Source organism: Microbacterium alkaliflavum, from assembly GCF_044325405.1.
Lineage (GTDB): Bacteria > Actinomycetota > Actinomycetes > Actinomycetales > Microbacteriaceae > Microbacterium > Microbacterium alkaliflavum.
In genome coordinates this window covers 280140-303998 of record NZ_JBIQWL010000002.1, presented here as the reverse complement: position 1 = coordinate 303998, position 23859 = coordinate 280140, and the positions used below count along the sequence as shown (strand labels likewise).

General features: G+C 71.4%; 21 protein-coding genes. 14 read left to right on the top strand and 7 right to left on the bottom strand.

Annotated features, from left to right (window positions below):
- The first annotated feature begins 1 nt into the window (after window position 1).
- The 6 genes from ACH3VR_RS06400 to ACH3VR_RS06375 all read left to right on the top strand — a co-directional run bounded on the left by ACH3VR_RS06400 (window position 2) and on the right by ACH3VR_RS06375 (window position 6816).
- Complete coding sequence (locus tag ACH3VR_RS06400; RefSeq protein ID WP_396639927.1) at window positions 2–1105, top strand: NAD(P)/FAD-dependent oxidoreductase; 1104 nt, start codon at window positions 2–4, stop codon at window positions 1103–1105.
- A 62-nt stretch (window positions 1106–1167) separates the two neighbouring features.
- Window positions 1168–1641: a VOC family protein gene (locus ACH3VR_RS06395; protein WP_396639926.1), complete on the top strand. Its 474-nt coding sequence runs from the start codon at window positions 1168–1170 to the stop codon at window positions 1639–1641.
- A 32-nt stretch (window positions 1642–1673) separates the two neighbouring features.
- On the top strand, window positions 1674–2780 hold the full coding sequence (locus ACH3VR_RS06390) for a PQQ-dependent sugar dehydrogenase (protein WP_396640451.1): 1107 nt from the start codon (window positions 1674–1676) through the stop codon (window positions 2778–2780).
- Window positions 2781–2822: 42 nt separating this feature from the next.
- Window positions 2823–3911 carry a zinc-binding metallopeptidase family protein gene (locus ACH3VR_RS06385; RefSeq protein ID WP_396639925.1) on the top strand — a complete coding sequence of 363 codons (1089 nt, stop codon included), beginning with the start codon at window positions 2823–2825 and terminating at the stop codon, window positions 3909–3911.
- Entirely contained in the window at window positions 3908–5584 is a 1677-nt protein-coding gene (locus ACH3VR_RS06380) for an acyl-CoA dehydrogenase family protein (RefSeq protein ID WP_396639924.1), read from the top strand. Before ACH3VR_RS06385 ends, ACH3VR_RS06380 begins: the two co-directional genes overlap by 4 nt.
- A 35-nt stretch (window positions 5585–5619) precedes the next feature.
- A complete protein-coding gene (locus tag ACH3VR_RS06375; protein ID WP_396639923.1) occupies window positions 5620–6816 on the top strand; it encodes a glycoside hydrolase family 3 N-terminal domain-containing protein in 1197 nt (398 codons plus the stop codon).
- Window positions 6817–6818: 2 nt separating this feature from the next.
- Here the strand turns inward: ACH3VR_RS06375 and ACH3VR_RS06370 are convergent, their stop codons facing one another.
- Entirely contained in the window at window positions 6819–7691 is an 873-nt protein-coding gene (locus tag ACH3VR_RS06370) for a 3-methyladenine DNA glycosylase (protein ID WP_396639922.1), read from the bottom strand.
- A 79-nt stretch (window positions 7692–7770) separates the two neighbouring features.
- Window positions 7771–8646 (bottom strand): SDR family oxidoreductase, encoded by an 876-nt coding sequence (locus tag ACH3VR_RS06365; RefSeq protein WP_396639921.1) that lies wholly within the window; start codon window positions 8644–8646, stop codon window positions 7771–7773.
- Window positions 8647–8752: 106 nt separating this feature from the next.
- Between ACH3VR_RS06365 and ACH3VR_RS06360 the strand changes: the two genes are divergently transcribed.
- The gene (locus ACH3VR_RS06360) at window positions 8753–9121 is read left to right on the top strand and encodes a winged helix-turn-helix transcriptional regulator (protein WP_396639920.1); all 369 of its coding nucleotides are present in this window, start codon (window positions 8753–8755) and stop codon (window positions 9119–9121) included.
- Window positions 9122–9180: 59 nt separating this feature from the next.
- Here ACH3VR_RS06360 and ACH3VR_RS06355 read toward each other — a convergent pair whose 3' ends face one another.
- From ACH3VR_RS06355 to ACH3VR_RS06345, 3 genes are read right to left on the bottom strand one after another with little or no spacing between them, the layout of a single operon-like run.
- Complete coding sequence (locus ACH3VR_RS06355; RefSeq protein WP_396639919.1) at window positions 9181–9891, bottom strand: SOS response-associated peptidase; 711 nt, start codon at window positions 9889–9891, stop codon at window positions 9181–9183.
- Between the two features lie 27 nt (window positions 9892–9918).
- Entirely contained in the window at window positions 9919–10950 is a 1032-nt protein-coding gene (locus tag ACH3VR_RS06350; protein WP_396639918.1) for an App1 family protein, read from the bottom strand.
- Between the two features lie 4 nt (window positions 10951–10954).
- Entirely contained in the window at window positions 10955–11638 is a 684-nt protein-coding gene (locus tag ACH3VR_RS06345; protein ID WP_396639917.1) for a DedA family protein, read from the bottom strand.
- Window positions 11639–11680: 42 nt separating this feature from the next.
- Between ACH3VR_RS06345 and ACH3VR_RS06340 the strand changes: the two genes are divergently transcribed.
- The 5 genes from ACH3VR_RS06340 (at window position 11681) to holA (ending at window position 19754) form a co-directional block, all read left to right on the top strand.
- Window positions 11681–12991 (top strand): anthranilate synthase component I family protein, encoded by a 1311-nt coding sequence (locus tag ACH3VR_RS06340; protein WP_396639916.1) that lies wholly within the window; start codon window positions 11681–11683, stop codon window positions 12989–12991.
- Window positions 12992–13063: 72 nt separating this feature from the next.
- A complete protein-coding gene (gene leuS, locus ACH3VR_RS06335) occupies window positions 13064–15649 on the top strand; it encodes a leucine--tRNA ligase (protein WP_396639915.1) in 2586 nt (861 codons plus the stop codon).
- A gap of 92 nt (window positions 15650–15741) precedes the next feature.
- Window positions 15742–16335, top strand: coding sequence for a helix-hairpin-helix domain-containing protein (locus ACH3VR_RS06330; protein ID WP_396639914.1), 594 nt, complete (start codon window positions 15742–15744; stop codon window positions 16333–16335).
- Window positions 16332–18707 (top strand): ComEC/Rec2 family competence protein, encoded by a 2376-nt coding sequence (locus ACH3VR_RS06325; RefSeq protein WP_396639913.1) that lies wholly within the window; start codon window positions 16332–16334, stop codon window positions 18705–18707. Before ACH3VR_RS06330 ends, ACH3VR_RS06325 begins: the two co-directional genes overlap by 4 nt.
- Window positions 18708–18716: 9 nt before the next feature.
- Window positions 18717–19754, top strand: coding sequence for a DNA polymerase III subunit delta (gene holA, locus ACH3VR_RS06320; RefSeq protein WP_396639912.1), 1038 nt, complete (start codon window positions 18717–18719; stop codon window positions 19752–19754).
- A 213-nt stretch (window positions 19755–19967) separates the two neighbouring features.
- Here holA and rpsT read toward each other — a convergent pair whose 3' ends face one another.
- The gene (gene rpsT, locus ACH3VR_RS06315) at window positions 19968–20228 is read right to left on the bottom strand and encodes a 30S ribosomal protein S20 (protein WP_396639911.1); all 261 of its coding nucleotides are present in this window, start codon (window positions 20226–20228) and stop codon (window positions 19968–19970) included.
- 232 nt (window positions 20229–20460) lie between these two features.
- On the opposite strand from rpsT, the gene ACH3VR_RS06310 reads away from it, so the two are divergent.
- Both ACH3VR_RS06310 and ACH3VR_RS06305 read left to right on the top strand, forming a co-directional pair.
- Window positions 20461–21819: a GH1 family beta-glucosidase gene (locus ACH3VR_RS06310; RefSeq protein WP_396639910.1), complete on the top strand. Its 1359-nt coding sequence runs from the start codon at window positions 20461–20463 to the stop codon at window positions 21817–21819.
- Window positions 21816–23066, top strand: a complete 1251-nt coding sequence (locus ACH3VR_RS06305; RefSeq protein WP_396639909.1) for an MFS transporter — start codon at window positions 21816–21818, stop codon at window positions 23064–23066. The genes ACH3VR_RS06310 and ACH3VR_RS06305 overlap by 4 nt, the downstream gene beginning before the upstream one ends.
- On the opposite strand, the gene ACH3VR_RS06300 is transcribed toward ACH3VR_RS06305, so the two are convergent.
- On the bottom strand, window positions 23055–23822 hold the full coding sequence (locus ACH3VR_RS06300) for an alpha/beta fold hydrolase (protein WP_396639908.1): 768 nt from the start codon (window positions 23820–23822) through the stop codon (window positions 23055–23057). The genes ACH3VR_RS06305 and ACH3VR_RS06300 overlap by 12 nt on opposite strands.
- Between the last annotated feature and the right edge of the window lie 37 nt (window positions 23823–23859).

Sequence of the window (23859 nt, the reverse complement as noted above, 5' to 3'; positions counted from 1 at the left end):
CGTGTTCGATGTCGCCATCGTCGGGGGCGGACCGGCGGGATCGGTGCTCGCGCACCGGCTCGCCGGATCCGGATGCTCCGTCGCACTGCTCGAACGCACGCGGTTCGACGACCTCCGAGTCGGCGAGAGTCTCGCGCCTGTGGTCGAGCCGCTTCTGGCGTCGCTCGGGATCCACGACGTCTTCGAAGCGGTGCCCTCCGTGCCGTTCCGCACGGTCCGGACGACCTGGGCGGACGCGACATCCACCGACCTCGACATCGGCCCCGCCCACGGACGGCACGTCGACAGAGCCGTCTTCGATGCGACGCTCTCGCGACGCGCGAGCGATGCCGGTGTCGCGGTCCTCGAGGCGTGGCCCGCGACGCGCTTCTCGTTCGAGCAGGGTTCGTGGATGACACAGGCATCCGATGGACGCATCGTGAGATCGCGGGTGCTCGTGGATGCCACGGGCCGCGGTGCGCGCGTCGCGCACGCGCTCGGCGCGGGGCGTGAGGTCTTCGATCGGCAGGTGGCGATCGGCGGGCGGTGGTCGGGGCTCGCGCACGAGGACGAGGACGGCACGCTCCTCATCGAGCCGGTGCCGGAGGGATGGTGGTACTCGGCGCCGGTTCCGGGCGGCGGGCTGGTCGGGATGCTCTTCACCGACGTCGACCTCTGCCGTCGTGACCGGCTCGCCGACGACGACATCTGGATGACGGCGCTCGCTCGTGCCGCCGCGACGACCGCACGAACGCGGGGGAGCCGACCGCGCACGCGCCCGACGGTGAGTCCTGCCGCGTGCGGGCGCCTCCGCCGCCCGCTCGGCGACGATCGCCCGTGGATCGCCGTCGGAGACGCGGCGGCGAACGTCGACCCGCTCTCCGGCAGCGGTGTGCGCCGTGCGGTGGAGTCGGCGCGTGACGCCGCGCACACCATCGCCGCGATGCTCGAGGGACCGCTGGCGCGACGCGAGGCGATCGCAGACCACGAGGCCCGGGGGGACGACGACTGCACCCGTGAGCTCCGAGAACGATGGGACGTGTACGCCGAGTGCGACCGCTTCGCCTCGGACTACTGGGATCGGCGAGCCGCGGCGCGGTCCGCTCTCGCGGGCGCCGCGACCTGACTCGGCGCTCTTCCTGCCGACCGGCTCTTGCGCCTCTCACCGCGCTGACGGAGTCTGAGGGTATGAGCGATGTGACGCCCTTCCTGTGGTTCGACGACGATGCCGAGGCCGCGATCACCTTCTACACGGGCCTCATCCCCGGATCGGAGATCGTGTCGATCGGGCACTACCCGAAAGAGGTCCCCGGCGTGGGCGGCAAGGTGATGCACGCGCACTTCCGGCTCGGCGGACGCGATTACTACGCCATGGATGCAGGGCCCCAGTTCCCGTTCACGGAGGCCGTCTCGCTCTACGTGTCCTGCACCGGCCAGGCCGAGGTCGACCGGTACTGGGACGCGCTCACGGCAGGCGGCGAGGAGCAGCCGTGCGGCTGGCTCAAGGACCGGTGGGGGCTGTCGTGGCAGATCATCCCCGACCGGCTCATCGAGCTCATCCGCGACCCCGACCCCGACCGCTCGCACCGCGCCGTGCAGGCGATGCTCGGCATGCGCCGCATCGACATCGACGCGCTGGAAGCGGCCGCCGCCGCCACATGAGGGCCCCGGCGCGACTCGGCTTCGTGGGTGCAATGCTCGCCGCGGGCCTCGTGGCATCCGCGTGCACGGCCGCCGAGCCGAGTGCGAGCATCCCTCCCACGGCGACCACGGGAACCCCCAGTGCCACCGCCGCAGCGACCACCGGATGGTGGAGCCCGACGGACACACCGACGACGCTCGCCTCCGATCTTGCTGCACCGTGGTCGGTCGTGCCTCTCGACGGCGGGGGAGCGCTCATCAGCGAGCGCGGCGACGGCACGGTGCTCGAGCTGACCGCGACCGGCGAACTGCGGACGGTCGGCACCGTTGCGGGGGTCGTCTCGGGCGGCGAGTCGGGCCTGCACGGGCTCGCCGTGTGGAGCGACGCAGGCGAGCGGTGGCTCTACGCCTACCACGGGGCATCCCAGGACAATCGGGTGGTGCGGATGCCGCTCCTCGGCGATCCCGGGGCGCTCAGCCTGGGGGAGCCTGAGGTGATCCTCACCGGCATCGCGCGCGCCTCGAATCACGACGGCGGCCGCCTCGCCTTCGGGCCGGACGGGTATCTGTACGTCACGACCGGCGACGCCGGAATCCGCCCATCCGCGCAGGACGAGGCATCCCTCAACGGGAAGATCCTGCGGATCACGCCGGAAGGCGACCCGGCGCCGGGCAACCCCTTCGGCACGGCCGTCTACACGCTCGGTCACCGCAACGTGCAGGGCATCGCGTGGACGGGCGACGGCACGATGTGGGCGAGCGAGTTCGGGCAGGACACCTTCGACGAGCTCAACCGCATCGTGCCGGGCGGTGATTACGGCTGGCCGACCCACGAGGGTGTCGCGCACGACGACGCCTACATCGATCCCGTCGCGACGTGGGCGACCGACGACGCGAGCCCGAGCGGCATCGCGGCCGTCGGCGACACCGTGTTCCTCGCGAGCCTGCGCGGCGAACGGCTCTGGACCGTCGACACGGCCGACGGGAAGCTCGCGGCAGACCCCGTCGCGAGCCTCGTCGGCGAGCAGGGCAGGCTCCGCGACGTCGTGGCCGCGCCGGACGGCTCGCTGTGGATCCTGACGAACAACACCGACGGCCGCGGAACGCCCCGTCCCGGCGACGACCTGCTGCTGCGGCTCGAGGTCGCGCGCCACGAGTGACCCTACGGCCCCGCGAGGCATGCCGGGGCGTACGGTGATCGAGTGATCTCGCAACCCCGGTGCCCGGTCTGCCGGCACTTCCTGTACCTCGACGCGCTGGTCTGCTCCAACTGCGATGCCGAACTCGGCTACCACATCCTCACCCGCCAGTTCTACGCGGTGAACAAGGGCCGCGCCGTCATCGACGGCCAGAACTGGTACACGTGCTCAAATCGCGGATGGGAGTGCAACTGGCTCGTCTGGGAGGATGCTCCGGCCGGACGCTGCTTCTCGTGCCGGCTCACCCGCACCCGGCCCGACCCCGACGACACGATCGCCCTCTCGAAACTCGCCAGGACCGAAGAGGCCAAGCGCCGCCTCCTCCTGCAGCTGGGTGACCTGGGCGTGCCGATCGTCCCGTGGGACGTGCAGCCCGGCGGTCTCGGTTTCGACCTGCTGTCGAGCATCTCGCTCGGCCGGCCGGTCATGATCGGCCACGCGAACGGCATCGTCACGATCGACCTCGCCGAGAGCCTCGACGATCGGCGCGAGGCCCTGCGGATCAAGCTGGGGGAGCCGTACCGCACGATGCTCGGCCACCTCCGGCACGAGACGGGCCACTACTTCCAGAACGTCCTGCTGAAGGATGACCGCGACTGGGCGCGGTGCCGCGACCTGTTCGGCGACGAGCGGGCGAGCTATCGCGACGCCATCAAGCGGCACTACTCGATGGGGGCACCGGACAACTGGCACGAGGCCTTCATCTCGGAATACGCGACGATGCATCCGTGGGAGGACTTCGCCGAGACCTGGGCCCACTACCTCCACATCACGGGAACCCTGCAGACTGCCGCCGCCATCGGCATCCATCTGGATGCCACCGTCACGAGCCTGCGCGACATCGACGTCGTCCCGCTCGGCTCGTACCGCGACGAGCCGATCGCCCAGCTCCTCTCGGACTGGGAGTGGATGTCGGAGGCCTTCAACCGGATCAACCGCGCGATGGGCTTCGGCGATCTGTACCCGTTCACCATCAGCGCGCCGGTGCGTCGCAAGCTCGGGTTCATGCACGAGATCGTCACGAACGCCCCGCTCACGACCGAAGAGCAATACCGTCTGGCACTGCCGATGCAGGAGGCCGAGCCGGCGTGACCTCGTACACCCGCGGGCGGCGCGTCATCGGCTCGGCGACCCACCACGTCGAGAACCAGGCGCCCTGGCGTGTCGGCGTCGACGAGTACGAACTGAACGCGCCGCTCCGGAACGCGGTCGGCGCCTTCGGCGCCGGGTGGGCGGACTCCGCGCTCCACGACGTGGGTGCGCTCGTGGGCGCCCTGGACTTCCAGCGCGACGCCGACCTCGCCAATACGCACACTCCCGTCGAACACCGGCACGACCGGTGGGGGTACCGCATCGACGAGGTCGAGTACGACCCGTCGTACCACCGCATCATCGGCGCCGCGGTGGCGGCGGGCGCCCACACGTCGGCGTGGGCCGATCCCCGGCCGGGAGCGCACGTCGCACGAGCCGCGACGTTCATGCTGTTCGCGCAGGTCGAGCCCGGCCACGCGTGCCCGATCTCGATGACGCACGCGGCGGTCGCATCGCTGCAGGACTCGCCGTGGGTCGCCGACGAGTGGCTCCCCAAGCTCTACTCGCGCGAGTACGAGCCGCGCCTGCTGCCGGTCGAGGAGAAGCGCAGCGCCCTCATCGGCATGGCCATGACCGAGAAGCAAGGCGGGTCGGACGTGCGCGCCGGCACGACGGTAGGCGTTCATCTCGGCGGGCGCTCGTATCAGGTGACCGGGCACAAGTGGTTCTGCTCGGCGCCCATGTCGGACGGGTTCCTCGTGCTGGCGCACACGCGCGACGGCGCGACGGAGGAGGGGCTCAGCTGCCTCTTCGTGCCGCGGATGCTCTCGCACGGCGTGCGCAACGTCTTCCGCGTGCAGCGCCTCAAGGACAAGCTCGGCAACCGCTCCAACGCATCGGCCGAGATCGAGTTCGACGGCACCGTCGCCACGCTCGTCGGCGAGCCCGGGCGCGGCGTGCGGACCATCATCGAGATGGTGCAGCGCACCCGACTCGACTGCGTCCTGGGCACGGCGGCCGGGATGCGGCAGTCCGTCGCCGAAGCCGTGTGGCACGCCCGGGGGAGGGAGGCGTTCGGCGCGAAGCTCGTCGATCAGCCGGCGATGACCGCCGTCCTCGCCGACCTCGCGCTCGAGTCCGAGGCCGCGATGCTGACGGGTCTGCGTCTTGCACAGCTGTTCGAGGCAGAGGCATCCGATCGCGATGTCGCCCTCCGCCGCCTCGCGACACCCGTCTCGAAGTACCAGGTCTGCAAGCGCGGGCCGCAGCACGCATATGAGGCGCTCGAATGCCTCGGCGGCAACGGCTACACGGAGTCGTTCCCGCTCGCCCGCCGCTACCGCGAGCAGCCCGTCATGGCGATCTGGGAGGGTTCCGGCAACGTGATCGCGCTCGACGTGCTCCGGGCGCTCCGCCGCGATCCCGAGTCCGCCGATGCCTTCGCCGACGAGCTGTTCACGACGCGTGGGGCTTCGATCCTGCTCGACGCGCACACCGATCGCACGCTCGGCCTCCTCGCCGAGGTGGCTGCGGCGCCCGACACCGCTCCGCTCCACGCGCGGCGCCTGACGGAGAGCCTCGCGCTGGCGTTCCAGGCGTCGCTCATGCTCCGCCACGCGCCCTCCGTCGACGCCGAGGCGTTCATCGCGGCACGTCTCGGCGAGGATCGTTCGGCCATGTACGGCGCGCTGCCCGCAGGGACGGATGCCGCGGCCATCGTCTCCCGCCACTAGGTCTTGGACGTCCGAGCCGGACGTACGCTGGAACGATGGGAAGAGCGCGTCGCGGTGCGATCGCCGCCGTCGCGGGGGCGGCGCTCCTCGTGGTGTCTCTCGGCCCGTCGGCGGCCGCCGCGACGACCGCGGACGGCGACCCGGTCGTGACCGTCGTCGCCGCGACCCCCGCCGACACGCAGGCCCAGGCCGCCGCCCTCGTGAGCGCCATGGACGTGCGGCAGAAGGCCGCCACGGTCGTCATGGGACACATCCCGACGACCGACCCGACGGCGCTGAAGGACTATCTGCAGCGCACGGGGATCGGCGGCTTCATCCTCATGGGCGCGAACATCCCGGGGAGTGAAGGAGCGTTGCACGACCTCACGACCGCCATGACGATCGACCCGGCGCTGCCGCCGCTGATCGCCGTCGACCAGGAGGGCGGCGACGTCTCGCGCCTCCCGTGGGACGACTTCCCCTCGTCGGTCACCCTCAAGACGCAGCCCGCGGATGCCTCCGCCGAGGCCTTCGCGGGGAGGGGCGCGCTCGTCCAGCGGGCGGGCATCGGGGTCAACTTCGGGGTCGTCGCCGACGTCACGGCCGACCCATCGATGTTCATCTACCGGCGGGCACTCGGCACGACGCCGGACGACTCTGCCGCGCGCGTGACCGCTGCCGTCGCGGGCGAAGGCGGGCAGGCGCTCACGACGCTCAAGCACTTCCCGGGGCACGGGGCCGCGGGAGGCGATTCGCACACGATGATCCCGACCACCGGCCTCTCGAAAGCCGACTGGGAGGCGACCGACGCCCGGCCGTTCGCCGCGGGCATCAAGGCGGGCGCCGAGCTGCTCATGTTCGGCCACCTGGCCTACACGGCTGTCGACGCGGCGCCCGCGTCGCTCTCGGCGGAGTGGCACCGGATCGCACGCGACGAGCTCGGCTTCCAAGGAGTCGCGGTGACCGACGATCTCGGCATGCTCGAGGCATCCGGTGACCCGCAGTATCGCGACCCCGTCGCCAACGCGGTCGCGGCGCTCGCGGCAGGCAACGACCTCTTGCTGACCATCATGTTCTCGAATGCCGACACCGCACCTCGCATCGTCGACGGGATCGTCGCCGCCGTCGGATCAGGTGCCGTGCCCGCCGCGCGCCTCGACGACGCCGCGACGCGCGTCACGGCGCTGCGTCTGAAGCTCGCCGCGGAAGGACGTGGGCTCGATCCGTGCGGCGACTGCACGCCGGCCGGCTGAGCTCAGACGACCGCGAGGAGTCGCTGTCGCAGAGCCTGCCCGCGGACGCTGAACTCGCGCTGCCGCCGCACGTACTCGGCCTTGCCCTCGGCCGTCTCGATGCGCACGGGCGCATAGCCGAGGTCGGCGAGGTCGTACGGCGAGGCCTGCATGTCGAGGATGCGGATGTCGCGCGCGAGCTCGAATGCGTCGAGGAGCAGCTCGCCCGGCACGAGCGGGCCGAGCTTCATCGCCCACTTGTAGAGGTCCATGCCGGCGTGCAGGCAGCCAGGCTGTTCGAGCGCGGCCTGCGTCTCGCGCGTCGGGGTGTCGCGGTTCAGCGGCGCGGCGGCGGGGGTGAAGAAGCGGAATGCGTCGAAGTGCGTGCATTTGAGGTCGTGCGCCTCGACGACGGCATCCGTCCCGCCCTGGCCGAGGCGGAGGGGAGCAGGATGCCGGTGCTCGGCCTGCCGGTACACCATGGCCCATTCATGCAGGCCGAAGCAGCCGAACGATCCCGCGCGCCCTGCGGTCGCACGGAGGATCTTGGCGACGCCCGTGACGAGCAGGGACTTCTCCGCGCGGAACCCCTCCGCATCGACGACGAGCGAGCCGGCGGAGGCGCCCGGGACGTACCAGCGCCAGTCGGCACGCGGATCGGTCGCCGCATCGGAGAGCTCCACCCCGGCGCCAGGGTGCCACCGCCGCAGCAGCGCCGGCTTGTACGAGTAGTACGTGAAGAGGAAGTCTTCGACGGGATGCCGCTCCCCGCGCGCCGCGCGGGTCCGATGCGCCGCCGTGAGCGCGTCGGCGCGCTCCTCGTGCGCCCTCTCCCGTTCGCGCCAGCCGAACGCGCCGAGCGGGCGCTCAGGGCGTACGGGAGCGAGCGTCGTCACCCCTCGAGGATAGGCGGACCGCCTGTGATCTCTCCGCCGGTCCCCACGGTCATCACGACCGTGGGGACCAGCATGCGCGTCAGGCCTGGACTCGCCGGGCGTCGACGGCGGTGCGCAGACCGTCGACGACAGGGGTCGTCGGGCGGCCGAGCAGCTGCGAGAGGGTCGGGTGTGCGTCGGAGAGGACGCCACGCGCGATGCCGGCCTCCATCTCGGCGACGAATCCGATGGTCCCGACGTCGAGACCCGCCTCGGCGAGTGCCGCCTCGAACTGCTCGCGTGACACGGCCAGGTACGCCACGTCGCGGCCGAGCACCTCGCCGGCGGCTCCGGCCAGATCGCTGTACGACACCGCGACGTCGCCCGACAGCTCGTAGGTACGGCCGAGGTGGCCGTCTTCCGTGAGCACGACGGCCGCCGCCTCCGCATAGTCGGCACGGCTGGCCGCGGCGACCGTCGCGTCGCCGACCGAGGCCGCGATCACACCGGTGTCGGCGGCGCGCAGTGCGTCGGGAAGGTAGTTCTCGATGTACCAGTTGTTGCGCAGGACCACCGCGGGAACACCGCTCGCCGCGAGGTACTCCTCGGTCGACTTGTGCTCGGGCGCGAGGACGAAGTCGACGGAATCGGCGTGGGCGAGGCTCGTGTAGACGACCTTCGCGACGCCCGCCTCCTTGGCCGCGTCGATCACCGCCTTGTGCCCCTCGTAACGCTTTCCGGGCTCCGAGCCCGAGACGAGCAGCACGGCGTCTACGCCTTCGAGCGATGCCGCAACCGTCTCGGGTGCGTCATAGTCCAGCGGGACGACACGGATGCCTCGCTCCGCCAGATCCTCCGCCTTCGAGAGGGTGCGTGCGCCGGCCACGATGTCGTGCGCCGGGACGCCACGGTCCAGGAGCGCGTCGATGGCGAGGTGGCCGAATTGTCCGCCGGCGGCGGTCACGAGGATGGTCATGGGTTTCCTTTCGGGAGGCGCTGGTGCGCCCTCACCCGACGCCAACGCCCGCACCGATCGAACACATTCCGCACGGATGGTACCCACTTTGAGGTAAGGTACCCACGTGCTGGTAAGTCTTGCGGAAATTCGGGCCGAGGTTCCCGGGGTCTTCGATCAGGCGTGCCCGACGCGGCAGGTGCTCGACCACGTGATGAGCAAATGGGGCGTGCTCGTGCTCATCGCGCTGACCGAGGGCACCATTCGCTGGGGAGAGCTTCGCCGCACGGTGGAGGGCATCAGCGAGAAGATGCTCGCCTCGACGCTGCGCACCCTCGAGAACGACGGTTTCGTCGCCCGGACGTCGTACCCCGAGGTGCCGCCACGTGTCGAGTATGCGCTCACACCCCGCGGCGACGAGCTGATGGAGCACATGATGCCGCTCATGGCCTGGATCGGCGTGCACGCAAGCGAGATCGTCGATTCGCCCAGTTAGCGTCGACTCGCCGCTTCAGCGCTGCTGCGAGCGCCCGACCGCCGTTCTCGGCTCGGCTGTCACTCCACCGGCTCGATGAGCTCCGGCGAGTTGTTGCGCACGTTGCCGACAGCCTTGCCGACGACATGGTCGTCGAGGGTCTCGGCGATCGCCGGCGCCGCGTCGATCGCGGCGTCGAGCACATCGCGCACGTTGTCGGTCGTCGGATCGAGCCACGCGTCGGCGTGATCGGCGTCGATGAACAGCGGCATGCGGTCATGGATCGAGCCGAGGCGGCCGATGGAGTCGCGCGTGAGGATCGTGAAGCTCAGCACCCAACGGTCGGGATCGTCATCGGGCTTGCCGGCATCCTTCCACCACTCGTAGAGCCCCGCGAAGAACAGGGGCTCGCCGTCGGCCGGGTGGATGTAGTGCGGGATCTTCTCGTCGCCGACCTTCTTCCACTCGTAATAGCCGGTGGCCGGCACGACGGCCCGGCGCTTCTCGAGCGCGTTGCGGAACATGGGCTTGTCTTCGAGCTCCTCCGCCCTCGCGTTGAAGGCGCGGGCGCCGATCTTGACGTCTTTCGCCCACGCCGGCACGAGGCCCCAGCGGGCCGACTCCAGGCGCCTGGTCGGCGGCTCGGTCTTGGCCGAATCGAGCACGATCGCGACCGACGACGTGGGGGCGATGTTGTACGACGGCTCTGGCAGGTCTTCGCTCTCGACGTCGACGCGCAGCACGCCGACGAGCTCGGAGCCGACGTTCGCGACGACGAATCTTCCGCACATGCCGCCAGCCTACGCGCGGCTCCGACGTCAGGACTCGAGGACGCCGACCTCTTCGAGGCGCTCGAGCAAGCCCGCGCCGTCGGACTCGGTGACCCACGGCACGGATGCCGCGGAGTGGTCGTCGACGTTGGTGCGGCCACCCGCGAGCACCGCCTCGGCGGGTGACAGGCGTCGGATCGCGACGCCGACGACGTTGCCGGGATGCCGGCGCGTGAACGTCGTGTAGATCTTGTCGTCGTGCTGCCCGTCGTCGCCGATGAGGAGCCAGCGGATCTGGGGGAACTCGCGCGCGAGGCGGTTGAGGTTGGAGAGCTTGTGCGCCATGCCGCTGCGGAACCAGCGATCGTGCGTCGGACCCCAGTCGGTGAGCAGGATCGACCCGGGCGGGAACAGATGCCGCCGCAGGAACCGGATCAGCGTGGGTGCGATGTTCCACGCACCCGTCGACAGATAGACGACGGGGGAGCCCGGGTTGTCGCGCGCGATGCGCTCGAGCAGCACCGCCATGCCCGGTACGGGCTGACGGGCGTGCTCGTCGACGACGAACGAGTTCCATGCCGCCAGGAGCGGGCGCGGGAGCGCCGTCACCATGACGGTGTCGTCGACATCGGAGACGACGCCGAACCGCACGTCGGGACCGACGATGAAGACGCGCGTCTCGACGGGCTCGCCGCCCTCGACCGACATCTCGAACGTCTGCCAGCCGGGTTCGAGCCGGGCGGGGAGCACGGTGTCGAGCACGCCGCCGCGGTCGGTGACGACTTCGTGCGTCACTCCGGCGATCGTGACGGAGACCTGGGCGAACCCGACGGGCACCGACAGGAAGCTGCGCCAGCCGCGAACGGTCGCATACTCACCCGTTCCGATGGGCTTGACGGGCGGCACGATGAGCACGCGGCCGAGCACGCGCACCCAATCGACTCCGCCGTAGCCGGGGAACGGCGTGACGGTCGGCTTCTGGTGGCGCGCTCTCGCGCGACGTTCACGCCAGCTGTGGAAGCGGTACTCGAGGCGAGCGAGCCACAACACCTTGGCACGGGGTGGGGCGGTGGCGGGCATCCCCTCAGTCTTCCATGTCCTCTTCGACGGGTCGTGCCGCGGGGGTGTCCGCCTCGTGAAGGTGACGGTGCTCGAGCCGCTCGATGACCTTCTTGCCGACGAACACGAGCACGAGGAACAGGACGATGACGGCCACGAAGATGTAGCCCGCGTAGTGGATCCGGTCGGCGAGCTCCCGGTAGGTGCCCGCCGCTGCCGCCGAGACCGAGATGTACAGCGTCGCCCACACGATGCACGCGGGCGTCGTCCATGCGAGGAAGCGGCGGTAGGAGTAGCCGCTCATGCCGACCGTCAGCGGCACGAGCGAGTGCAGCACGGGCAGGAATCTCGAGATGAAGATCGCAGGGCCGCCGCGCCGGCGCAGATACCGCTCGGAGCGCTCCCACTTGTCGTCTCCCAGGCGCTGCCCGAGGCGCGACGCGCGGATGCGGGGGCCGAGGAACCGGCCCAGCCAGAAGCCGATGCTCTCGCCGATGAGGGCGCCGACGACGATCGCGATGCCGAGGAAGAGGCCTTCCAGGGGCGAGGCGACAGCGGTTCCCGCGACGATCACGATCGTGTCGCCCGGGACCACGAGTCCGACGAGGATGCTCGTCTCGAGCATGACCGCGACCCCGGCGATGAGGGTTCTCACGACGGGATCCACGCTCTGGACGGCGTCGAGCATCCACGTGAGGAACTCGTTCACGCCATGAGCCTAGAGCGCAAGGCCAGGCCATAGCCTGGGAAGATGACCCATCCGCTCGCTGTTGCGCGCCTGGGCGAATGGGCCGACCCCGAGGCCGTCTTCCTCGCCTGCTTCGCCGAGCTCGCCGACGCCTTCTGGCTGGACGCCGGGCCGGATGCCGCGACGGGATGGAGCTGGATGGGCGCGGGGGCACCCGAGGCCGACGAGACCGCCGTGCGCGACGTCGTATGCGCTCCGGGACGGGCGCGCGCCCACGCGCCGGGGCGCTTCCACGGCGGCTGGATCGGCTGGCTCGGCTACGAGGATGCCGCGGCGCGCGCCGACGCGCCGACGGCGACCCCCGACACCGGCATCCCGCAGCAGCTCTGGCTGCGGGTCGACCGCTTCGTCGCGTTCGACCACGAGACGCGCGAGGCCTGGGTGTTCGCGCCCGCGGCCGAACTCGACGAGGTCGTCCGCGCCGTCACGGATGGGGGGCGGCATCCCGTTCCCCCTCTGCGGGCGACGCCCGACCACGCCCGCGTCGTGCCGCGTCACGAGCCCGACGAGTACGCCGCGCTCATCGAGCGGTGCCGCGCCGCGATCCGCGAAGGCGACGCGTATCAGCTCTGCCTCACGACGCGCTTCGAGGTCGAGGGCGACGTGGACCCGGTCGCCGCCCACCGGCGCCTGCGCTCGCGCACGGCCGCCCACCACGGCGGCATCGTGCGCTCGGGCGGCGTCGCGCTCGTGAGCGCGAGCCCCGAGCTCTTCCTCGAGGTCGAAGGCGGCGTCGTGCGGACGCATCCCATCAAGGGCACCCGCCCGCGGGGAGCGGATGCCGCCACCGACGCCGCCCTCGCCGCCGAGCTCGTCGCGAGCGAGAAGGAGCGCGCGGAGAACGTCATGATCGTCGACCTCATGCGCAACGACCTCTCTCGCGTGTGCGACGACGGCACGGTCGCGGTCGACCGTCTGTTCGCCGTCGAGAGCTACCCCGCGGTCCACCAGCTCGTCAGCACGGTCTCCGGCGTGCTGCGCGAGGGAGAGACCGTGGGCGGCATCCTCGATGCGACCTTCCCGGCGGGAAGCATGACGGGCGCGCCCAAGCTCTCTGCGATGACGATCCTGCACGACCTCGAGGCGGCCCCTCGGGGCGTGTTCGCCGGGTGCTTCGGCTGGGTGGGCGACGACGGTGCGCTCGACCTCGCCATGGTCATCCGCTCGATCGTCGTGCACCCGGGCGGCGCGTACGTCGGCGCGGGCGGCGGGATCACCTGGAGATCGGATGCCGCAGCAGAGGTCGCCGAGGTGGGCGTCAAGGCGCGGGGACCCCTCGCCGCGGTGGGCGCGAGCCTTCCCTCCGGCTGGTGATGACGCCCGTCGGGTAACCTGGAATGCGCGTTTCGCGCGCCCTCCCGGCCTTTCCACGATTGGTATCACGACGTGTCACAGAGCTCCGCACCCCTCACCGCCGCTGACAGCGGAGGGTACGACGCCCACGCCGTGCAGACGAAATGGCAGGACCGGTGGGCGAAGGCCGACCCGTTCCGCGCTGGCGACGACACCGACACGCGGCCCCGCAAGTACGTGCTCGCGATGTTCCCGTATCCGTCGGGCGACCTGCACATGGGCCACGCGGAGAACTACCTCTACTCCGACATCGTGGCGCGCTCGTGGCGGCACCGCGGCTACAACGTCCTGAACCCGATCGGATGGGACTCGTTCGGCCTCCCCGCCGAGAACGCGGCGATCCAGCGCGGCGCCAACCCGGTGACGTGGACGTACGAGAACATCGCGCAGCAGCGCGAGAGCCTCAAGGACTACGGCGTCTCGTTCGACTGGTCGCGCGTGCTCCACACGAGCGACCCCGAGTACTACCGCTGGAACCAGTGGCTTTTCCAGAAGCTCTACGAGCGCGGCCTCGCCTACCGCAAGGAGAGCCCGGTCAACTGGTGCCCCAACGACCAGACGGTGCTCGCGAACGAGCAGGTCGTCGACGGGCACTGCGAGCGCTGCGGCGCCGAGGTCGTCAAGAAGAAGCTGACGCAGTGGTACTTCCGCATCACCGACTACGCCGACCGCCTGCTCGACGACCTCAACCAGCTCGAGGGCTTCTGGCCGCAGAAGGTGATCCAGATGCAGCGCAACTGGATCGGCCGCTCCGTGGGCGCCGACATCGACTTCGAGATCGAGGGGCGCGAGGGCGCCGTCACGGTCTTCTCGACGCGTCCTGACACGCTGCACGGCGCGACGTTCTTCGTCGTGGCGCCCGACTCCGACCTCGCCGCCGAGCTCGCGGCCGGCTCGTCCGCCGACGTGCAGGCCCGCTTCAAGAAGTACCTCGAAGGGGTGCAGCGCGAGTCCGAGATCGAGCGACAGAGCACCGACCGCCCGAAGACGGGCGTCTTCCTCGAGCGCTACGCGATCAACCCGGTCAACGGCGAGCGGCTGCCCGTGTGGGCCGCCGACTACGTGCTGGCCGACTACGGCCACGGCGCGGTCATGGCCGTGCCCGCGCACGACCAGCGCGACCTCGACTTCGCGCGCGCCTTCGACCTGCCCGTCAAGGTGGTCGTCGACACGACGGCGCCCATCACGGGCGCGATCCCCGTCATCGAGGTCGACGACGACGGCGTGCCGATCGACCCGGGTGCCGGCGACGGCTCGCTGGACGACCTCGACCCGGCCCGCACCGGCATCGCCCTGACGGGCGAGGGCCGCATGATCAACTCCGGCTCTCTCGACGGACTCTCCAAGCGCAACGCGATCGCGCGGGTCATCGAGCAGCTCGAAGCGGCCGGCAAGGGCCACGCGTCGAAGTCGTTCCGCCTGCGCGACTGGCTCATCTCGCGCCAGCGCTACTGGGGCACGCCGATCCCGATGCTGCACGGCGACGACGGCACGATCATCCCCGTGCCCGACGAGCAGCTCCCTGTGCTGCTTCCGTCGGTCGAGGGCCTCGACCTCAAGCCGAAGGGCACGTCGCCCCTGGGCGGCGCGACCGAGTGGGTCAACACGACCGATCCCGCCACGGGTGCGCCGATGCATCGCGACCACGACACGATGGACACCTTCGTCGACAGCTCGTGGTACTTCCTGCGCTACCTCTCGCCGAAGGACGCCGGCGAGGCGTTCTCGTCGCGCGAGGCCGACAAGTGGGGCCCCGTCGACTTCTACATCGGCGGCGTCGAGCACGCGATCCTGCACCTGCTGTACGCGCGCTTCATCACGAAGGCGCTGTTCGACATGGGCCTCGTCGACTTCACCGAGCCCTTCTCGAGCCTCATCAACCAGGGCATGGTGATCCTCGGCGGCTCGAAGATGTCCAAGAGCAAGGGCAACCTCGTGCTCTTCCAGGAGGAGCTCGACGCGCACGGCGCCGACGCGCTGCGCGTCGCGCTCGCGTTCGCCGGCCCCGTCGAGGACGACAAGGACTGGGACGACGTCTCGACGACGGGCGCCACGAAGTTCCTGGCACGCGCGCTGCGCGTCGCGCACGACGTGACGAGCGACCCCGACGTCGTATGGAAGGACGGTGACCCGGCGCTGCGCCGCGTGACGCATCGCCTCCTGGCCGATGCCCCCGCTCTCGTCGAGCAGACGAAGTTCAACGTTGTCGTCGCCCGCCTCATGGAGCTCGTCAACGCGACGCGCAAGACGATCGACACGGGCGCAGGTCCGGCCGACCCCGCCGTGCGCGAGGCCGCCGAGGTCGTCGCCATGGTGCTCGACCTGTTCGCGCCCCACACCGCCGAGGAGATGTGGGAGGTGCTCGGCTACGAGCCCTTCGTCGGACTCGTGACGTGGCGTCAGGCCGACCCGATGCTCCTCGTGGAGGAGTCGGTGACGGCGGTCGTCCAGATCGACGGCAAGGTGCGCGCGACCCTCGAGGTGCCCGCGCGCATCGACGGTCCGGCTCTCGAGGCGCTCGCGCGATCCGACGCACGCGTGCTCAAGTCGCTCGGCGACCGCGAGATCGTTCGCGCGATCGTGCGTCCGCCGAAGGTCGTGAGCTTCAGCACGCGCTGACGCGCTCCTCCCCAGGGAGGCGATTCGCCCAGCCGTCCACGGGGCGGGTGCGGTCGCGGCGGCGGGATCCCGCGCGCTCGTACCGTGGGCGGGTGGCACCGACCGACGATCCCCCGAACGAGCGTCGACGGCTCGGCGTCGGTGCTGCCGTCGTGGTGGTGCTCGCTGCGCTCGCGATCACGATCGGCATCGGCATCCTGCGGGGAGCAGGCGCGCCCACTCAGTCGGTGCCGATCGCCTCACACGCATCGGTGGATGCCTCGGCTCCGGCCTCCCTCTACGTGCACGTGTCGGGCGCCGTCGCCGACCCCGGACTGTACGTGCTCGACGAGGGCGCACGCGTCGTCGACGCCATCGGCGCGGCGGGCGGCTTCGCTCCCGACGCCGATCACGACGCCGTCAATCTCGCCCGCCCGCTGAGCGACGGCGAGCAGCTCGTCGTGCCGGTCATGGGGGAGTCGGCGCCGGTCGGGGATGCCTCTCCCGCGGGCGACGGTCGCATCAACCTCAACACCGCCGACACGGCGGCCCTGGACACCCTCCCCCGCGTCGGACCGGCGATGGCGCAGCGGATCATCGACTGGCGTGAGGCGAACGGCCGCTTCACGAGCGTCGAAGACCTCCTCGCGGTGCCCGGCATCGGCGACAAGATGCTCGAGGCGCTCCGCGACCTCGTGACGGTATGAAGATCCGGCGTCTGCGCCTCGTGCCGGTCGCAGCGCTGGCGTGGTGCACGGCTGCAGGCGCGACGCTCGTCCCGGCCGCTTCGGTGCCGATGGCGGCAGCGGCGTGGAGCGCGACCGCGGTCGCGCTCGTCGTGCTGCTCCGCCGCGCCCCGCGCCGGCCGCTCGTCGTCGTCGTCGTGCTCGCGTTCGCCGCAGCGGCGGTCGTGGCCTCGCACGTCGCCCTCGCGCAGCCCGCGCGCACCGCGCTTTCGGCTCTTGCGGTCGAGGGCGGCCGGGCCGTCGAGATCACGGCGCGGGTCGTGGGAAAGGTGGAGCGGCGCGCCACGACGGGGCAGCTCGTCTTCGACGCCCAGGCGTCGCGCGTCGCGACGGGGCCCGTCGCTCTGGCGGTGGATCTGCCCATCTCCATCGGAGTGCGCCCCGACGAGGTCGATCGGCCTGACGATCTCGACGTGGGCGCGCTCGTCCTGGTGCGCGGCACCGCGCGCGGCTCCGATCCGGGCGAGCGCGTCGTCGTGCTGGTGAGCGCGTCGGGAGGGCTCGACGTCGTCACCGCCCCGAGCGGGCTCGCGGCGCTCGCCGGTGACCTGCGCGACGGCCTCGTCGCGGCGACTCGCGGTCTGCCCGATCCAGGCGGAGGGCTCGTGCCCGGGCTCGCCGTCGGCGACACGAGCAGGGTGGATCCGGGCCTCGACGCCGCGATGAAATCGTCCTCGCTGTCGCACCTCACCGCCGTGTCGGGCGCCAACTGCGCACTCGTCGTGGGGCTCGCGTTCGCGGGCGCGGCGCTGCTCGGTGCGCGCCGAGGGGTGCGGGTGGGAGCGGGGATCGCCGCACTCGCCGGCTTCGTCGTGCTTGTGACGCCCGAGCCGAGCGTCGCACGTGCCGCCGCGATGGCCGCGGTGGCGATGCTCGCCGTCGCGCTCGGCAGACCGGCGATCGGCGTCGCCGTGCTGTGCCTCGCCGTGGCCGTCCTCCTCGCGCTCGATCCCTGGCTCTCGACTTCCCTGGGATTCGCCCTGTCGACCGTCGCGACGGCGTCGCTCCTGCTCCTCGCCCGTCCGCTCGCGGCGGGTCTGGCACGAGGGATGCCGCGCGCCCTCGCCCTGGCGCTCTCGGTGCCGCTCGCGGCCCAGCTGGCGTGCGGCCCGCTCCTCGTGCTCATCGCGCCCACCGTGCCGCTCTACGGCGTCGTCGCCAACCTCCTCGCCGCACCGGCCGCGCCGGTCGCGACCGTCGTCGGGCTGGCCGCGTGTCTCGCACTGCCCTTCCCCGTCGTCCAGTCGGGGCTCGCAGCGCTCGCGTGGGCGCCCGCCACGTGGATCGCTGCGACGGCGGCGACGTTCAGCGACCTTCCCGGCGGCCAGGTGGCCTGGCTCGAGGGGTGGTCGGGACTCGTGCTCCTGACAGTGCTCGGGGCAGGTGTCGCCGTGCTGCTCGCCGTCGCGCCCCGGAGAGCCGGGTCGCCGCGCCGACGGTCGATGACCTTCTCCCCGGTGACGGTGTCGCGCACGCTCGCCGGGACGGTCGTCGCCGTGGTCGTCGGCGCGTCTGCCGGCGGAGCCGCCCTGACGAGTGTCGCCGGGCCCCTGACGCTGCCCTCCGCCTGGGCGATCCTGGCGTGCGACGTCGGGCAGGGCGATGCCGTGCTCGTGCGCTCGGCCGGTGAGGTGGCGCTCATCGACACGGGTCCCGATCCGGCACTGCTTGAGGCGTGCCTCTCGCGCACCGGCATCGGCCGCCTCGATCTCCTCGTGCTGACCCACTACGACGCCGACCACGCGGGAGGCTTCGAGGCCGTGATCGGCCGAGTCGATCGGGTGCTGCACGGCCCGCCCGACACCCCTGCGCATCGGTCGGTGCTCGACCGGCTCGCCGGCGGCGGGGCGGAACTCGTCGACGCGGACTCGGGCATGCAAGGCGCCCTGGGCCGAGCGACGTACCGCGTGGTCTGGCCACGCGCCGAGAGCCGCGCCTATCCGCCGGGCAACGACTCGAGCGTCGTCGTCGACATCCGCGGCGGGGGAGTGCCCACGTCGCTGTTCCTCGGCGATCTGTCGGCCTCGCCGCAGCGCGCGATCGTGGCATCCGGTCTCCTCGACCCGCCGTACGACGTCGTCAAGGTCGCCCATCACGGCAGCGCCGACCAGGATCCGCACCTCTACGCGACCGCCCAGCCGGCCGTAGCCCTCGTCACCGTCGGACTCGGCAACGACTACGGGCACCCCCGCCCGGAGACGCTCGACGTGCTCGAGCAGCTCGGAGCCGTCATCGCCCGCACCGATCGGGAAGGCGTCCTCGCCGTCTGGCTCACCGATCAGCAGGCGCAGGTGTGGCGCGAGCACGCCGTCGGCGTCGGGCCCCCTGGATAGGCTGGAGACATGGCACCCACCGCGCGACGCTCCGCACCCGCGAAGACGCGCAGCGCGATTCCGCAGCTCTCCTGGCGTGAGCCGCAGCCGGCGCCCATCGTGCTGGTCTCGGGCCCCGAAGAGGTGTGCGCCGAGCGCGCCATCGCCGGGCTCCGCGACTATCTGCGCGCGGAGGATCCGAGCCTTGAAGTATCCGATATCCGTGCCGACGACTACACGCAGGGCACCCTCCTCGCCGTCACGTCGCCGTCGCTGTTCGGCGAGCCGCGCCTCGTGCGCGTCTCGGGGGTCGAGAAGTGCTCAGACGCCTTCCTGTCCGAGGCTCTCTCCTATCTGGCCGCTCCGCAGGAAGGCGCGACCGTGGTGATGCGGCACACCGGCGCGACGGTGCGCGGCAAGAAGCTCCTCGACGCCATCCGGGCGGGGCAGGGTGGTGGCGCCGAGATCGCGTGCCCGGCCGTCAAGCGCGACAGCGACCGCTTCGACTTCGCCGCCGGCGAGTTCCAGGCCGCGCGCAAGCGCATCGCCCCCGTCGCGCTGCGCTCCCTCGTCTCCGCGTTCGCCGACGACCTCACCGAGCTCGCCGCGGCGTGCCAGCAGCTCATCGCCGACGTGCCGGGCGACATCACCGAGCAGGTCGTCGAGCGCTACTACGGCGGGCGGGTCGAGACGTCGGCCTTCACCGTCGCCGACACCGCGATCGCGGGTCGCTCCGGCGAGGCGCTCCTGGCCCTGCGCCACGCCCTCGCGTCGGGCGCAGATCCCGTGCCGCTCGTCGCGGCGATCGCCTCGAAGCTCCGCACGATGGCGCGCGTCGCCGGCAGCCGCGAGCCGGCCGCCGCCCTCGCCGGGCGCCTCGGCCTGAAGGACTGGCAGGTCGACCGTGCCCGGCGCGATCTCGTCGGCTGGTCCGAATCGACGCTCGGCCTCGCCATCCAGGCCGCCGCGCGCGCCGACGCGGAGGTCAAGGGCGCCTCACGCGATCCCGTGTTCGCCCTCGAGCGGCTCGTCACGGTCATCTCGACGCGGGCGCCCTACGGCTCCTGAGCCGTGCCGCTCACCCGCGGCAGTCTGCGGGTTCGACCGGCACACACCCGCACAACGCCGCGGCCGAAGCATCCCCCGCCCGATTCACCCGCGGCACTCTGCGGGTTCGACCGGGCACACACCCGCACAACGCCGCGGGTGAAACGCACACACCGCAGAAACGACGAAGGCCCGCCCCTTTCGGGACGGGCCTTCGATGAAAGCCGGGGTGGCTCAGAGTGCCGCGACCTGCTTGGCAATGGCCGACTTGCGGTTCGCCGCCTGGTTCTGGTGGATGACGCCCTTGCTCACGGCCTTGTCGAGCTTCTTGGTCGCGGTGCCGAGAGCCTTCTCGGCAGCGGCCTTGTCGCCCGTCGAGATGGCCTCGCGCGTGCGGCGCACGGCGGTCTTCAGCTCGCTCTTGACGGCCTTGTTGCGCTCGTGAGCCTTCTCGTTGGTCTTGTTGCGCTTGATCTGCGACTTGATGTTCGCCACGTGTCGACGTTCTTTCGTTCGGAGTGAATCGGTTGATGCCGGACCAGCGGTAGAGGGGCGCCTCCGGCGCGTGCGGGGTGGGACCCACACGCAAGCCAAACAAGGAGTCTACCAGGTCGCCATCCATCCACCGACTCGGGCCACCTGTCCGAGAACCGCCCTCCGATGATGCATGATCGACCCGAGCAGTGCGCACGCCCCCGAGTGCGCAGCTCGCGACGAAGGAGTCCGCGTGCCCGAACAGCCCCTCGCCGACCTTTCGGCGTTCCCTCCGGGGTTCCGATGGTCCGCGGCGACCGCTGCCTTCCAGGTCGAGGGATCGCGCGACGCCGACGGACGCGGGCGGTCGATCTGGGACGACTTCGTCGACGCTCCCGGCCTCGTGCGCGACGGCGCCGTCCCCGACCCCGGTCCCGACAGCTACCGTCGCCACCGCGACGACGTCGCACTGCTGAAGGATCTGGGCGTCGACCGCTACCGTTTCTCGATCTCGTGGGTGCGCGTGCAGCCCGAGCCGGGCGGCCCGGTGCTCCAGGCGGGCCTCGACTACTACCGTCGGCTCGCCGACGACCTCCTCGAGGCGGGTGTCACGCCGTTCGCGACGCTGTACCACTGGGACCTGCCGAGCGTGCTGGAGGAGCGCGGCGGCTGGCTCGACCGCGACACCGCGCTGCGCTTCGGCGAGTACGCCGAAGTCGCGGCGCAGGCGCTCGGCGACCGCATCCGCCACTGGTACACGGTCAACGAGCCCGTCTCGACGTCGCTGCAGGGCTACGCGGTGGGCACGCTCGCACCGGGCAAGCAACTCCTCTTCGCGTCTCTGCCGACGGCGCACCACCAGCTGCTGGCGCACGGCCTCGCGCTCCGCGCGCTGCGCGACGGCGGCGCGGTCGAGGCCGGGATCGTCAACAACCACACTCTCGTGCTGCCCGCGGGGGAGACGGATGCCGACCTCGGCGCCGCCGCCGCGTACGACCTCCTGCACAACCGCATCTTCGCCGACCCCGTCCTGACCGGCGCCTATCCCGACCTCGAAGCGTTCGGCATCCCGCCCATGCCCGTCGAAGAAGGCGATCTCGACCTGATCTCGGCACCCGGCGACTTCTACGGGATCAACTTCTACAACCCGACGACCGTCGCGGCAGCCGCCGAGGGCAGCTCGATCCCGTTCGAGATCGTGCCGACACCGGGCGCCCCCGTGACCGGGTTCGGTCCGGAGTGGCCCATCGTCCCCTCGGCGCTCACCGACCTGCTCGTCGACTTCCGCGAACGCTACGGCGACCGCCTCCCGCCGCTCGTGATCGGCGAGAACGGCGCCTCGTTCCCCGAGCCCGGGCACGTCGAGGGCCCCGTCGCCGACACCGACCGCATCGCCTACCTCGCGGGCCACATCGAGGCCGTGGGCGCAGCCCTCGCTGAGGGTGTCGACGTCCGCGAGTACACGGTGTGGTCGCTGCTCGACAACTTCGAGTGGGCCGACGGCTTCACTCAGCGCTTCGGACTCGTCCACGTCGACTTCGACACGGCCGAGCGCACGCCGAAGGCGTCGTTCGACTGGTATCGCGCACTCATCACGGAGGCCCGCTCGTGACCGCTCAGCACGGCGCCAAGGTCGGCGCGACCTGGTTCATCCTCTTCACGCTCGCGTGGCTCGCACTCTGGACGGTCCAGCTCACGCCCCTCCAGCTGCTGATCCCGCTGCAGCTGAACACGCCGGACGACGCCAGCGGCTGGATCTCCGGAGTCGTCTCCTCGGGCCTCGTGCTCGCGATCGGCGGCGTCGCGGGCGTCATCGCCGCACCCGTCGCCGGCGGCCTCTCCGACCGCACGCGCGGCCGCACCGGGCGCCGGCGCCCCTGGGCGCTCGGCGGCACGTGGCTCGCGACGCTCTCGCTCGTCGGCATCGCGTTCGCACAGGGTCCGTGGGGCGTCGGGGCCGCGTGGGTCGGCGTCTCGGTCGGCGTCGCCGTCGCCTCTGCGGCGTTCACGGCGCTCATCGCCGATCAGCTCACGACGCAGCGGGGGGCCGCATCCGCCGCCGTCTCCTCGTCGCAGGCGCTCGGCATCGTCGTCGGCGTCGGCGTCATCGTGCTCCTCGAGCTCGGCGTCGTGGTCGGCTACCTCGTGCTCGCCGCGTTCATCGGCGTCGTCGGCACCCTGGCCGCGCTCCTGCTGCCCGATCCGCCCGCGCAGGGCGAGGTCGCCGCCGCGCGCAAGGTCCGCACCCTGGGCGAGCGGCTCGCCGCGCTGCGCGACCGCGATTTCGCCTGGCTGCTCGCGGGACGTCTGACCGTCAACATCGGCAACGCCCTCGGCACGGGTCTCCTCCTCTTCTTCCTCCTCTACGGACTGCATCGGGATGCCTCGACCGCCGAAGACGAGCTGCTCATGCTGATCCTCGTCTACACGCTGTTCGTCGTGGCGGCCTCGATCGTGTCGGGGTGGATCTCCGACCGCACCGGCAAGCGCGTGCCGTTCGTCGTCTGGTCGGCCATCGTGCAGGGCGCGGCATCCCTCATCCTCGTCTTCGCACCGTCCCTGACGAGCGCCATGATCGCCGCCGCACTCCTCGGCGTGGGCTATGGCGCGTACATGTCGGTGGGGCTCGCGCTGGGCACCGATCTGCTGCCGTATCCCGAGGACCACGCCCGCGACCTCGGCTTCGTCAACGTCTCGGCGAGCCTCGGCCAGCTGATCGGCCCGCTCCTGGGCGCGGGGCTCGTGGCGCTCGTCGGCGGGTTCTGGCTGCTGTTCCTCGTGGGCGGCGTCCTGTCGATCGTGGGCGGCCTCATGACGTACGCGATCCGCAGCCGCGAGCGCGCCCCCTCAGCCGTCTGACGCCTCGCGTGTCGCGTCCGGCGCCTCGCGTGTCGCGTCCGGCGCCTCGAGCGTCGCGAGCGCGACCTCCAACAGCGCGTTGAACACCTGCGGGCGCATCGCCGTGACGAGGTGCGACGTGCGGGGCACGACGACGAGCTCGGCGTGCTTCGCGAGGCGCAGGAAGAGCCTCTCGTTGACGCGGAGCTGGTCGTACTGCCCGTTGATGAACCACAGCGGCACGTCGATACGGCGCAGCGCCGCGAGCAGGTCGAGCACGGAGAGGCTGCGCAGCGCGAGGTCCTGCGTGTCGAAGGCGTAGCCTCCCGCGCCGAAGTCGGGGCGCGTCTCGGCCGGCAGCGTGCGATCGAGCACCTGGTTGGTGAGCCACATTCCCCGGTCGGGGAGCGCATCGAACCGGCGGGCGAGGAAGCGGTAGGTCTGCAGGCCGATACCGCGGGGGATGGCGGTGCAGGATGCCGCGATGAACCCCGCGACGGGGGGAGGCTCCTCGGCGCCGACGTACTCGATGCACAGCAGGCCGCCCATCGAGTGCCCCGCCAGCAGGACGGGACCGCGGGTCGCGGCATCCCGAACCGCATCGTCGATCGCAGCGAACGCCGATTCGAGCGTGAACCCCTCGCTCATGCGCGCACCGTGGCCGGGGAGGTCGACGGCCCTGACGGGATTGCCGCGTGCGGTGAGATATTCGACCTGCGACCGCCACATCGTCGCAGACGTCCGGATGCCGTGGACGAGGACCACCTGGACGGTCATGGTGCCAGCGTACGAGGCGCGGCGCGCTCCGTAGGCT

Coding starts and splice junctions, on each gene's coding strand:
- ACH3VR_RS06340 (WP_396639916.1), top strand. CDS start 11,681: ATGACCCATCCGCTCGCTGTTGCGCGCCTGGGCGAATGGGCCGACCCC.
- holA (WP_396639912.1), top strand. CDS start 18,717: ATGGCACCCACCGCGCGACGCTCCGCACCCGCGAAGACGCGCAGCGCG.
- ACH3VR_RS06350 (WP_396639918.1), bottom strand. CDS start 10,950: ATGCCCGCCACCGCCCCACCCCGTGCCAAGGTGTTGTGGCTCGCTCGC.
- ACH3VR_RS06365 (WP_396639921.1), bottom strand. CDS start 8,646: ATGACCATCCTCGTGACCGCCGCCGGCGGACAATTCGGCCACCTCGCC.
- ACH3VR_RS06375 (WP_396639923.1), top strand. CDS start 5,620: ATGGGAAGAGCGCGTCGCGGTGCGATCGCCGCCGTCGCGGGGGCGGCG.
- ACH3VR_RS06300 (WP_396639908.1), bottom strand. CDS start 23,822: ATGACCGTCCAGGTGGTCCTCGTCCACGGCATCCGGACGTCTGCGACG.
- ACH3VR_RS06390 (WP_396640451.1), top strand. CDS start 1,674: ATGCTCGCCGCGGGCCTCGTGGCATCCGCGTGCACGGCCGCCGAGCCG.
- ACH3VR_RS06325 (WP_396639913.1), top strand. CDS start 16,332: ATGAAGATCCGGCGTCTGCGCCTCGTGCCGGTCGCAGCGCTGGCGTGG.
- ACH3VR_RS06395 (WP_396639926.1), top strand. CDS start 1,168: ATGAGCGATGTGACGCCCTTCCTGTGGTTCGACGACGATGCCGAGGCC.
- ACH3VR_RS06355 (WP_396639919.1), bottom strand. CDS start 9,891: ATGTGCGGAAGATTCGTCGTCGCGAACGTCGGCTCCGAGCTCGTCGGC.